General features: G+C 67.2%; 13 protein-coding genes. 10 read left to right on the forward strand and 3 right to left on the reverse strand.

Going from position 1 to position 10,681, the window contains the following annotated elements; translation table 11 throughout:
* Positions 1–36: 36 nt before the first annotated feature.
* Both Q7V15_RS07490 and Q7V15_RS07495 read right to left on the reverse strand, forming a co-directional pair.
* Positions 37–645 (reverse strand): TetR/AcrR family transcriptional regulator, encoded by a 609-nt coding sequence (locus Q7V15_RS07490; RefSeq protein WP_304754825.1) that lies wholly within the window; start codon positions 643–645, stop codon positions 37–39.
* Between the two features lie 116 nt (positions 646–761).
* Positions 762–1,412: a TetR/AcrR family transcriptional regulator gene (locus Q7V15_RS07495; RefSeq protein ID WP_304754826.1), complete on the reverse strand. Its 651-nt coding sequence runs from the start codon at positions 1,410–1,412 to the stop codon at positions 762–764.
* 420 nt (positions 1,413–1,832) lie between these two features.
* On the opposite strand from Q7V15_RS07495, the gene Q7V15_RS07500 reads away from it, so the two are divergent.
* Complete coding sequence (locus tag Q7V15_RS07500; RefSeq protein ID WP_304754828.1) at positions 1,833–2,039, forward strand: twin transmembrane helix small protein; 207 nt, start codon at positions 1,833–1,835, stop codon at positions 2,037–2,039.
* 7 nt (positions 2,040–2,046) lie between these two features.
* Positions 2,047–2,622, forward strand: a complete 576-nt coding sequence (locus Q7V15_RS07505; protein ID WP_304754829.1) for a cob(I)yrinic acid a,c-diamide adenosyltransferase — start codon at positions 2,047–2,049, stop codon at positions 2,620–2,622.
* A 4-nt stretch (positions 2,623–2,626) separates the two neighbouring features.
* Here Q7V15_RS07505 and Q7V15_RS07510 read toward each other — a convergent pair whose 3' ends face one another.
* Positions 2,627–2,896 (reverse strand): hypothetical protein, encoded by a 270-nt coding sequence (locus Q7V15_RS07510; protein ID WP_304754830.1) that lies wholly within the window; start codon positions 2,894–2,896, stop codon positions 2,627–2,629.
* A 130-nt stretch (positions 2,897–3,026) separates the two neighbouring features.
* Here Q7V15_RS07510 and Q7V15_RS07515 point away from each other — a divergent pair, with 130 nt between their 5' ends.
* From Q7V15_RS07515 to Q7V15_RS07550, 8 genes are all read left to right on the forward strand, one after another.
* Complete coding sequence (locus Q7V15_RS07515) at positions 3,027–3,776, forward strand: electron transfer flavoprotein subunit beta/FixA family protein (RefSeq protein WP_304754831.1); 750 nt, start codon at positions 3,027–3,029, stop codon at positions 3,774–3,776.
* Positions 3,776–4,708, forward strand: a complete 933-nt coding sequence (locus Q7V15_RS07520; RefSeq protein ID WP_304754832.1) for an electron transfer flavoprotein subunit alpha/FixB family protein — start codon at positions 3,776–3,778, stop codon at positions 4,706–4,708. The genes Q7V15_RS07515 and Q7V15_RS07520 overlap by 1 nt, the downstream gene beginning before the upstream one ends.
* 210 nt (positions 4,709–4,918) lie before the next feature.
* Entirely contained in the window at positions 4,919–5,797 is an 879-nt protein-coding gene (locus tag Q7V15_RS07525) for a 3-hydroxybutyryl-CoA dehydrogenase (protein WP_304754833.1), read from the forward strand.
* A 108-nt stretch (positions 5,798–5,905) separates the two neighbouring features.
* Entirely contained in the window at positions 5,906–7,165 is a 1,260-nt protein-coding gene (locus Q7V15_RS07530; RefSeq protein WP_304754834.1) for an EAL domain-containing protein, read from the forward strand.
* Between the two features lie 60 nt (positions 7,166–7,225).
* On the forward strand, positions 7,226–8,089 hold the full coding sequence (locus Q7V15_RS07535; protein WP_304754835.1) for a TIGR01459 family HAD-type hydrolase: 864 nt from the start codon (positions 7,226–7,228) through the stop codon (positions 8,087–8,089).
* 275 nt (positions 8,090–8,364) lie between these two features.
* Positions 8,365–8,787, forward strand: a complete 423-nt coding sequence (locus Q7V15_RS07540; RefSeq protein ID WP_304754836.1) for a MaoC family dehydratase — start codon at positions 8,365–8,367, stop codon at positions 8,785–8,787.
* Positions 8,788–8,820: 33 nt separating this feature from the next.
* Complete coding sequence (locus tag Q7V15_RS07545; RefSeq protein ID WP_304754837.1) at positions 8,821–9,726, forward strand: bifunctional riboflavin kinase/FAD synthetase; 906 nt, start codon at positions 8,821–8,823, stop codon at positions 9,724–9,726.
* A 195-nt stretch (positions 9,727–9,921) separates the two neighbouring features.
* Positions 9,922–10,681 (forward strand): class I tRNA ligase family protein (locus tag Q7V15_RS07550; RefSeq protein WP_304754838.1); only part of this gene is annotated, 760 nt, incomplete at its 3' end.

Here is a 10,681-nt window from a genome sequence, read left to right on the forward strand (position 1 = left end):
CAAGGATCAGACGGTTCCGTCTGATCGCATCATGCTCTACGCCGCCTTGGGCTGGAAGCCGCCGGCGATCAGGCTGATCTGGCGCTCCATAATGGCGCTCATCTGCTCAGGCCCGGCGTTCTCCCACGCCGCCATCCGGTAATTCCAGGCGTAGGCGGCCATGAGGGTGTCGACGATCAGGGCGATGTCGGCGTCCGCGGCGACGTCCCCCCGGTCCCGTCCTCCGGCGACGCAATCCTGGATCATGGCCCTTAGCCGCGGATTGCGCCCATAGGGCACCGAGTCCGATCCCGGTCGCCAGTTATAGGCCGCCGCGATATGGGCCAGGAACAGGGGCGTGCGCCGGGTCTCGAAGGCGTAGTGCAGGGCGAAGATCGAGGTCAGGCGGTCGGCGGTGGAGCCGCGCAGATGCGGCGTGATGCGATCGAGCTCGGCATAGAGATCCTCCAGCCGATCCAGCATCACCTGACTGAGCACCTCGGCCTTGGAGGCGAAGCAGGTGAAGACGCTGCCCACCGCCACGCCGGCCTGGCTGGCGATCTCCCGCACCGTCGTCTCTTCGTAGCCGACCGTCTCAAACAGGTCGCGGGCGGCGTCGAGCACACGCCGGCGCGTCGCCTCCTTTTGGGTCTGGCGCAGATTCAATGTCCCCCCAAGCGCGCTCTGACGGCGCGTCCTGATTTGTTTCCAGCTCGCAACAGACCCGCCTTGGGGGTTGGGAGCAAGCAACTTTCCCTTGGGAGAGGTCACCCCATGGCGTCCTAGCCCCTACGCGCCCCCGCCAGGATGACCCGAATCTGATCCCGGGCGCGGGCCTGCAGCGCTTCCAGGCTCCAGCCGGCGAAGACCGCCTGCGGATAGTTGGCCAGGTAGTTGTCGAACAGCATCTGGCTGCGGAGCTTGATCTCACACTCCTGGGAAAGCTCGCCGCGCTCCACGCCAAGCGCCAGTTGGTCGGCAAAAATCTCAACGATTTCCTGGACCGCCGGCAGCGCCCGCAGAGCCTGCCCATCCTCCCAGGACCACGACAGACCCAGGGCGGCGCGGACCAGGGGCATTTGACCCCGATAGAAGCCATAGCCGGCGCTGAAGGCCTTCAGCAGGGCGTCATCGACCGTGCGGCCCCGGGCGGCGGCTTCAGCCATGGCCGCGGACACCGCATTGAGGTCGGAGGTCATGATTTCGCGGAACAGTTCAGACTTGTCGGCGAAATTGGCGAAGACCGCCCCCGTGGACATCCCTGCCGCCGCGGCGATATCGCGGATCGTGGCGCCTTCATAACCCTGGGTGCTGAACAGCTCGCGGGCGGCGGCAAGCACCTTGGCCCGGGTCTGCTGCTTGGCCAGGGCCCGGCGGGTGGGCATGCGGACCTGGGTCTCGGCGTGACCCTCCACCTCGGCGACGTGCTTCATCTGGTTTCTAACTCCGTCTAGCCGAGGCGGGGGAGACCGTCGGCGCATCGGCCCAAACCACCTTGCCGGACCGCCGGAAGGTCGATGGACGCTGGAAATCGAGCTCCGCTCGCAACGCCGACCCCGTCCTGAAGGGGCGAGTTTCAGCGAGTGCGTTCACTTACTCGCGGTATAAGTCTGACATTCTAGGGGATAGCGAAATTATGTCGGTCATGGGGCGTGACGTGCTGTCGCACTCAATTTGCAAGCGGAAACGGGGTGTTAAGCCTATTTTCCACCCCACCACCGACAGCCATTGAATGAACCCGATTCACTGAATTTGATCAACCATTTTCGCGATTGAGAGTCGAAATCAGCTTCGTGCAAATGCGCCCCGAGGCCCTACATTCCAATCAAGCTCAAGCATCCCGCAGACAGGCCATGACCCAGATCTTCGCCATACTGATCCCCGCCAGCCTCGTGGCCGTCACCCTCACCCTGGGGGTGGGAATCTACGCCCTGTTCCGGGGCGGGGACTTTGGACGGTCCTATTCCAACAAGCTCATGCGCCTTCGGGTGGTGCTGCAGGCTTGTGCGGTGATCATCCTGGTGAGCGCCGTCTGGTGGCGAAACACCTACGGGGGCTGAGCCGATCATGGTGGTCCTGAACCGCATCTACACCCGCACCGGCGACAGCGGCGCCACGCGCCTGGCCAATGGGGCGGAGGTGTCAAAGACCGATCCTCGGGTGGAAGCCTACGGGGGCGTCGATGAGACCAACGCCTGCCTGGGCCTGGCGCGGCTGCATACCGTCGAAGACCCCCTCCTGCACGCCATGCTGGGGCGCATACAGAACGATCTGTTTGATCTGGGGGCCGACCTCGCCACCCCCCCGACGCCCGGGGAGGACATCTCCAAGGTGCTGCGGGTGACAGAGGGCCAGGTGGACCGGCTGGAGCGGGAGATCGACGAGATCAACCAGGATCTCGCGCCCCTGACCTCCTTTGTCCTGCCGGGCGGGACCGCGGCGGCGGCGGCCCTGCATCAGGCCCGCACGGTCTGTCGACGGGCCGAACGGGCGGCGGTGGCCCTGGCTCAATCCGAGCCGGTGGCCGCCCCGGCCCTGAAATACCTCAATCGCCTGTCGGACCTGCTGTTTGTGGCGTCTCGCCGCGCCAACGCCAATGGCGCCCTGGACGTCCTGTGGTCGCCAGGGGCGACCCGTGGCTGAGCTCTCAGGGAGCCGCCGCGGCGGCCCGGGCCTCGGCTTCGGCCTGTTGGGCGGCCTTGCGCTCGGGGATGGTCCGGCCGGTGATGTCGGAAATCAACACAGGCCGGGCGCAGACCCGGCCGTCAGGATCCCACCAGCTCCCTTTCGACTCGCACCGCTCCGCGGGCCAGACGACATGGGCGTGGTAGCCGAAGATGCCGACCAGCGAGAGCAGGAAGGCCCCGAAGAAAACGAGTTTCAGACGGTCGATGAAGCGGTTCATCGGAAGGCTCATATTCGGGCTTTTTCTCCCTGGCTAGGGTCGACATTGGCGCAAATTGCCCCATGTCCCTGGCTTGCAAACCGCGCGGGAAACGTTATGCCCCGTGCGTCCCATTCTTACGCAATGCGAATTTGAGGCTTTCATGAAGGTGTTGGTCCCGGTCAAACGGGTGATCGATTACAACGTCAAGCCCCGGGTGAAGTCCGACGAAACCGGCGTGGACCTCGCCAACGTCAAGATGTCCATGAACCCCTTCTGCGAGATCGCCGTCGAAGAGGCGGTCCGTCTGAAGGAAAAGGGCGTCGTCACTGAGGTGGTCGCCGTCTCGATCGGCCCGGCTCAGGCCCAGGAAACCCTGCGTACGGCGCTGGCCATGGGCGCCGACCGCGCCATCCTGGTGCAGACCGACGCCGACCTGGAGCCCCTGGCGGTCGCCAAGGTGCTCAAGGCGGTCATCGACGAGGAGTCTCCGAACCTTGTGGTGATGGGCAAGCAGGCCATCGACGGCGACAACAACGCCACTGGCCAGATGCTCTCGGCCCTGCTCGGCTGGCCCCAGGCCAGTTTCGCCTCCAAGCTGGAAATCTCCGGCGACAAGGCGACCGTCACCCGCGAGGTCGACGGCGGTCTGCAGACCATCGAAGCGCCGCTGCCGGTCATCGTGACCGCCGACCTGCGCCTCAATGAGCCGCGCTATGCGTCTCTGCCCAACATCATGAAGGCGAAGAAAAAGCCCCTCGACGCCAAGGACATCGCCGCCTACGGCGTCGACACCGCGCCGCGTCTCAAGGTCCTCAAGGTCGCTGAACCGCCCAAGCGCAGTGGCGGCATCAAGGTCGAAACCGCGGCCGACCTGGTCGCCAAGCTCAAGAATGAAGCGGGGGTGCTCTAATGGCCGTACTCGTCATCGCCGACCTGAACGCCGGCGCGCTCAGCGACAACACCCATAAGACCGTCTCGGCCGCCAAGGCCATCGGCGGCGATATCGACATCCTGGTGGTCGGCAAGGACGCCAAGCCCGCCGCCGAGGCCGCCGCCAAGATCGAAGGCGTGCGCAAGGTCCTGCTGGCCCAGAGCGACGATCTGGGTCATGGCCTGGCCGAGGCCGTCGAGGCCGTGGTGGTCCCCCTGATGTCCGGCTACGACGCCGTGCTGACGCCCGCCACCTCGCAGGGCAAGAACTTCTCGCCCCGCATCGCCGCCAAGCTCGATGTCTCGCATATCTCCGACGTGGTCGAAGTGGTCGACGCCTCGACCTTCGTGCGGCCGATCTATGCCGGCAACGCGCTCGAGACCGTGCAGTCGGCCGAGGCCAAGAAGGTCGTCACCGTCCGCACCACCGCCTTCAAGGCGGCTGGCGAAGGCGGTTCGGCCGCGGTCGAAGAGATTGACGCGGGCGCAGGCGCCGGCGGCGCCAAGTTCGTCGGCGAAGAGATCGTGAAGTCCGAGCGTCCGGAACTGACCGGCGCAAAGATCGTGGTCTCCGGCGGTCGCGCCATGGGCTCGGCCGAAGAGTTCCAGAAGGTCATCGAGCCCCTGGCGGACCGCCTGGGCGCCGCCGTCGGCGCCAGCCGCGCGGCCGTGGACGCCGGCTACGCCCCCAACGACTACCAGGTCGGCCAGACCGGCAAGGTGGTGGCGCCGGAGCTCTACATCGCCATCGGCATTTCGGGCGCCATCCAGCACCTGGCCGGCATGAAGGACTCCAAGGTCATCGTCGCGATCAACAAGGACGGCGATGCGCCGATCTTCCAGGTCGCCGACTATGGCTTGGTGGCCGATTACAAGTCGGCGGTTCCTGAACTGATGACGGCCCTCGGCTAAGCCAGACCGCCGGCACCGGACTGACGAGGCGGCGCCCCCGGGCGCCGCCTCGTTTCGTTTCCGGGTGCGGCTTTGGCGCCACAAGGAACGGGTCATCCACATTGCGCCGCAACATAAAGACCTTGGCGGGGTCGCCATCGCCCATGTTAGAAAGCCGTCACAGACCAGAGGCGGCCTCAAGGCCGCCCGCAGAATTCGGGGCGATTGGACATGGTTGAGATCAGATCGGTGGGCGTGATCGGCGCCGGCCAGATGGGCTCCGGCATCGCGCATGTCTGCGCCCTGGGCGGCTATGATGTGCTGCTGCACGATGTCAGCCCCGAGCGGATCGATGCGGGCATGGCCCATATCGAGCAGGCCATGGCCCGCCAGGTGTCCCGCGGACTGATCGACCAGGCCGCCAAGGATGCGGCGCTGGCCCGGATCAAGCCGGCGGCCGAACTCCAGGCCCTGGGCGCCTCGGATCTGGCCATTGAGGCCGCCACCGAGAACGAGGAGGTCAAGAAGTCGATCTTCCGCGCCCTCTCTCCCCACCTGGGTCCCAACACCCTGCTGGCCTCCAACACCTCGTCCATTTCGATCACACGGCTCGCCTCGGCCACTGATCGTCCCGAGCGGTTCATCGGCCTGCACTTCATGAACCCCGTGCCGCGGATGAATCTTGTGGAGATCATCCGCGGGATCGCCACCGGCGCCGAGACCTACGAGACCGCGGTCAATTTCGCCCGGTCGCTCGGCAAGACCACCGCCAACGCCGAGGACTTCCCGGCCTTCATCGTCAACCGCGTCCTGGTGCCGATGATCAACGAGGCGATCTACACCCTGTACGAGGGTGTCGGCACGGTGGAAGCCATCGACACGGCCATGAAGCTGGGCGCCAACCATCCGATGGGCCCCCTGGAGTTGGGGGACTTCATTGGCCTCGACACGGTCCTGTCGATCATGAACGTCCTCTATGACGGCCTGGCCGACTCCAAGTACCGCCCCTGCCCGCTGCTGGTGAAGTACGTCGAAGCCGGCTGGCTGGGTCGCAAGGCAGGCCGCGGCTTCTATGATTATCGCGGCGAAAATCCCGTCCCCACCCGCTAGGCCGCCGCCTGCGGCCATTTCGCGCCCAGCCTGGGCGTATTCGTTAATCTGTTCGACTTGCGCCCCCGGCGTGACCGATACTGCCAGGCGATTCGAACAGGCGGGTTCATGCGAAGGCTGACGCTTGCGCTGCTCTGCGGCGCCTATCTCTGTCTGGCGCTGATCATCGCCCTTTCGCTCTGGCGAAATGGCGGTGGCTGGGGTGCGGGCGTGGCCGCCCTGGTGGGCGGCCTGGGCCTGGCCTTCGCCTTCCACGGCCTGATCGAGCATGCCCTGACAGCCTCCGGCCTGCGCGGCGAGATCGCCGCCCTGCGTGACGCCCACCGCATCCTCCTCGACCAGGTGGAAAAGGTCGACGCCCGCCTGTCGCAGGTGGTCGAGACCGTCACCGACGAGGCCGTGCGCCGGTCCGAAGAGCTGTCTGACGAGGTTCACATGCTAGAGGACCTGGTCCAGCGCATGGGCCAGAGGCTGGAAGAGCGGGTCACCGCCCCGCCGGTCCATACCCGGCCCGGCCATGATCCCCGCCGTGAGGCTGCGCTTCTGGAGACCGTCCGTGGCGCCCTGGCCGACAACCGGGTGGATCTCTACCTGCAACCGGTTGTGGCCCTGCCTCAGCGCAAGACCATCTTCTATGAGAGCTTCTCGCGCCTCCGCGACGAGAGCGGCCGCATCCTGATGCCGGCCGAATATATCAGCGTCGCCGAGGCCGAGGGCCTGATGACGGCCATCGACAACCTGCTCCTGTTCCGCTGCGTGCAGATCGTCCGACGCCTGGCCAAACAGGACCGCAAGGTCGGCATCTTCTGCAATGTCGCCCCCACCAGCCTCGGGGATGAGAGCTTCTTCCCGCAATTCCTGGACATGCTGGCGGCCAATCGCGACCTGGCTGGCGCCCTGATCTTCGAGCTCGGTCAGAGCGCCTTCGAGGCCCGCGGGGCCGTCGAGGCGCGCAACATGGCCAAGCTCGCCGACCTGGGTTTCCGCTTCTCCCTGGACAAGGTCACCGACCTGGACTTCGACCTGCAGGATCTCGCCCGCTCCGACGTCAAGTTCGTCCGGGTCGGCGCCCAGATGCTGCTGGACGAAATGGTCGAGCTGGACGGTCGGCTGGTGCTGAAATCCCTGCCCGACCTCGCCGCCGAGGATTTCTGCCAGCTGACCCGTCGCTATGGGGTCGAGGTGATCGTTGAGAAGGTGGAGAGCGAGCGCCAGATCGTCGACCTGCTGGAACTCGAGGTCGGCTATGGGCAGGGCCACCTGTTCGGCGAGCCGAGGCCGATCCGCGAGGCCGTGCTGGCCGAGGCTGATCCCCCCGCCGACTTCCTGCGCCAAGGCCTGCGCCGCCGCGCCGGCGGCCGTGGCTGAGGGCGACCTCCAGCACACCCCGATTGACCGCGGACCCGGCGACCTTTACCGCCGCAGGCCATGACCAAGCCGCAGACGCCCCAGGGCCTTTCCGACCTCATCGACCACTATGACGTCCTGCTGAGCGACGTCTGGGGAGTGATTCACAACGGCCGCGAAAGCTTTCCGGCCGCCTGTGCGGCGCTGGCCCGCTGGCGGGCCGAGCGGGGGCCAGTGATCCTGATCTCCAACTCCCCGCGCCCCTCGCACGACGTGGTCGCCCAGCTGGACGCCCTGGGCGTGCCGCGGGAGTCCTGGTCGGCCTTCGTCACCTCCGGCGACGCCACCCGCCTGTTGCTGGCCGAGCGCGCGCCCGGTCCCGCCTGGCGTCTGGGTCCTGACCGGGACGCCCCACTCTATGAAGGGCTGGGCCTGTCCTTCGAGGCCCTCGACAAGGCCGCCTTCATCGCCTGCACCGGCCCCATCGACGACGAGACCGAAGGCCCTGGGGACTATCAGGACCGGTTCGAAGGCGCCGCAGCCCGCGGCCTGGAGATGGTCTGCGCCAATCCCGACATCGTCGTCCAGCGGGGCGACAAGCTGATCTATTGCGGCGGGGCGCTCGCCCAGCTCTACGAGACCCTGGGCGGTAAGGTCGTCATGGCCGGCAAGCCGCATGCGCCCATCTACGATCTCTGCGTCGCCGAGGCCGCGCGCCTGACCGGCCGCCCGGTGGACCGCGCCCGCCTGCTCTGCATCGGCGATGGGGTGGCCACCGACGTCAAGGGCGCCAACGCCCAGGGGCTCGACGTCCTGTTCATCGCCGCCGGCATCCACGGCGCCGAAACCATCACCCCCGAGGGGTTGGACGCCGCCGCCGTCGAGGCCCTGCTCCGGCAGGCGGGCGCCCAGGCCCGCTGGGCTATGGCTGACCTGGCCTGGTAGGGGCCGGGACCCCCATCGGCTGGCGTCAGGAGGGGGACTGACTCACCGGCGTCTGCGGCGGTGGGGGGACCGGATCGGCCGGAGTCTGGTCGCAGGCGGCCAGCAAACCAAGCGCTACGGCGGCGCCGATCAGCGTCTTGCACATTCCCATCGCTCTCCCCATTGGAAGCCTGTCGGGGCCATCTTCGGCGCAGATCGGCGCCCGCGTCCAGCGCAAGCGCCTTCGCATTGCGCTGGGTTGCGTCTATGCAGGGCCAAAAATGGGGAGCGTTTCCTTGCCGGGACTATTCTTCGAGGACCTCAGTCTGGACCAGAGCGCACAGATCGCCCGAACGGTGAGCGCCGCCGATGTGGAGGCCTTCGCCGCCGTCTCCGGCGACGACAACCCCCTGCACCTGGACGAGGCCTATGCGGCGACCACGCCGTTCAAGCGCCGGATCGCCCACGGCATGCTGACCGGCGCCTATATCTCGGCCGTCCTGGGCTCACGTCTGCCAGGCCCTGGCGCGGTCTATGTCTCCCAGACCTTGCGGTTCCGCCGCCCCGTGGGGCTTGGCGACGAGGTGACCACCACCGTCACCGTCCGCGACCTGGACCCCCGCAAGGGCCACGCCACCTTCGCCACCGTCTGCACCGTGGCCGGCAAGACCGTGGCCGACGGCGAGGCCGTGGTCCTCGTGCCCAAGCGGGACGCCTGACCGATGCGGGTGATCAAGGGATGGAAGGGCCTCATGGCCCGGGATCGTGGCGCGGCCATTGCGCTGGGCAATTTCGACGGAGTCCATCGCGGCCACCAGCAGGTGATCGCGCTCGCCGCCCGGGCCGCCCGCGAAAAGGGGGCGCCCCTGGGCGTGATCAGCTTCGATCCGCACCCGCGGCAGATCTTTGCGCCCAATGCGCCGGCATTTCGCCTGATGCGGCCAGGCCAGCAGGCCCGCGCCCTTGAGGCCCTGGGCGTGGACCTGTTCTACGTTCTCCCCTTCGACCAGGAGATGGCGAGCCTGACCGATCGCGATTTCGCCCAGCACGTCCTGCACGAGGGCCTGGGGGTGGCGCACGTGGCGGTAGGCTTCGACATTTCCTTCGGCAAGGGTCGGACAGGGAGCCCCGCGACCATGACGGATTATGGACAGGAATTCGGCTTCGGCGTCTCGGTGGCGACCGCCGTGGCCGACGACAGCGGTGAGAAATACTCCTCCACCGCCGTGCGCGACGCCCTGCGCGACGGCCAGCCCGAAGCCGCCGCGGCCATCCTCGGCCGGCCCTTCGCCATCGAAGGCGTCGTCCAGCGGGGCCGGCAACTGGGCCGCGAGCTCGGCTTCCCCACCGCCAATGTGCAGGTGGACGACTATGTCCAGCCGCGCTTCGGCGTCTACGCCACCCGTACCCGCCTGCCGGACGGCCGCGAGGTGCCCGGCGTGGCCAATATCGGGGTCAATCCGACGGTCGGTGAAGTGGCCCCCGTGCTGGAGGTCTGGCTGTTCGACTTCGATGAGGACATCTACGACCAGACCATCGAGACCGACCTGATCACCTTCCTGCGTCCGGAGCTGAAGTTCGTCAGCCTCGACGCCATGGTCGAACAGGTCATGCGCGACGCCGGCCAGGCCCGCCAAATCCTGATGCCCGACTTCTGAAGCCCGCCTTGAGACTCTCGGGGCCAGCCTAAAGGGCTCGCTCGCGCCGCGACGGTCTGCTAGGACCGCCCCATGACGAGGGGCCGCAAATCCTTGCGAATTACGCGCCCGGCGTGACGCCGCCGGAGCCTATGATCCAGCGCGCGCCGGGACCTGTTCCGCCCTCCTCCGCCTCCGACTTGGACGAAAAATCCCATGGCCGACGACGCTGAAAAGCGCACCGACTCTCCCGATCAGGCGGGGCGCGACTATCGCGAGACCGTCTTCCTGCCCCAGACCGACTTCCCCATGCGCGCAGGCCTGCCGCAGAAGGAGCCGCAAATCCTGGCCAAGTGGGACGAGATCGGCCTCTATCACGCCGCCCGCAAGGCCCGCCAGGCCGCCGGCGCGCCGCTGTTTGTGCTGCATGACGGCCCGCCCTACGCCAATGGCGCCATCCATATCGGCCACGCCCTGCAGAAGACCCTGAAGGACTTCGTGGTCCGCTCGCGCTTCGCCATGGGCTACGACGTGGACTTCGTGCCCGGCTGGGACTGCCACGGCCTGCCGATCGAGTGGAAGATTGAGGAGGAGCTGCGCAGCAAGGGCCGCCGCAAGGACGAGGTCTCCAAGGCCGAGTTCCGCGAAAAGTGCCGCGCCTATGCCGGCCAGTGGATCGACGTCCAGCGGGACGGCTTCAAGCGCCTGGGCGTCCTGGCCGACTGGGAGAACCGCTACGCCACCATGGACTATGGCAGCGAGGCGGCCATCGTCGCGGAGTTCCACAAGTTCGTGGCCTCGAACCAGCTCTATCGCGGCTCAAAGCCGGTGATGTGGAGCCCGGTGGAGCGCACCGCGCTGGCCGACGCCGAGGTCGAGTATCACGACCACGTCTCCCCCACGATCTGGGTGAAGTTCCCCGTGACCCAGGGGTCCGACGCGGCCCGCGGGGCCAGCGTGGTGATCTGGACCACCA

The sequence above is a fragment of the Phenylobacterium sp. genome (assembly GCF_030651755.1).
Lineage (GTDB): Bacteria > Pseudomonadota > Alphaproteobacteria > Caulobacterales > Caulobacteraceae > Phenylobacterium.

What these genes read in the sequence shown, in the direction of transcription:
- Q7V15_RS07495 (WP_304754826.1), bottom strand. Translation starts at nt 1,412, where the DNA reads ATGAAGCACGTCGCCGAGGTGGAGGGTCACGCCGAGACCCAGGTCCGC.
- Q7V15_RS07515 (WP_304754831.1), top strand. Translation starts at nt 3,027, where the DNA reads ATGAAGGTGTTGGTCCCGGTCAAACGGGTGATCGATTACAACGTCAAG.
- Q7V15_RS07535 (WP_304754835.1), top strand. Translation starts at nt 7,226, where the DNA reads ATGACCAAGCCGCAGACGCCCCAGGGCCTTTCCGACCTCATCGACCAC.
- Q7V15_RS07525 (WP_304754833.1), top strand. Translation starts at nt 4,919, where the DNA reads ATGGTTGAGATCAGATCGGTGGGCGTGATCGGCGCCGGCCAGATGGGC.
- Q7V15_RS07500 (WP_304754828.1), top strand. Translation starts at nt 1,833, where the DNA reads ATGACCCAGATCTTCGCCATACTGATCCCCGCCAGCCTCGTGGCCGTC.
- Q7V15_RS07530 (WP_304754834.1), top strand. Translation starts at nt 5,906, where the DNA reads ATGCGAAGGCTGACGCTTGCGCTGCTCTGCGGCGCCTATCTCTGTCTG.
- Q7V15_RS07520 (WP_304754832.1), top strand. Translation starts at nt 3,776, where the DNA reads ATGGCCGTACTCGTCATCGCCGACCTGAACGCCGGCGCGCTCAGCGAC.
- Q7V15_RS07545 (WP_304754837.1), top strand. Translation starts at nt 8,821, where the DNA reads ATGGCCCGGGATCGTGGCGCGGCCATTGCGCTGGGCAATTTCGACGGA.
- Q7V15_RS07505 (WP_304754829.1), top strand. Translation starts at nt 2,047, where the DNA reads ATGGTGGTCCTGAACCGCATCTACACCCGCACCGGCGACAGCGGCGCC.
- Q7V15_RS07510 (WP_304754830.1), bottom strand. Translation starts at nt 2,896, where the DNA reads ATGAGCCTTCCGATGAACCGCTTCATCGACCGTCTGAAACTCGTTTTC.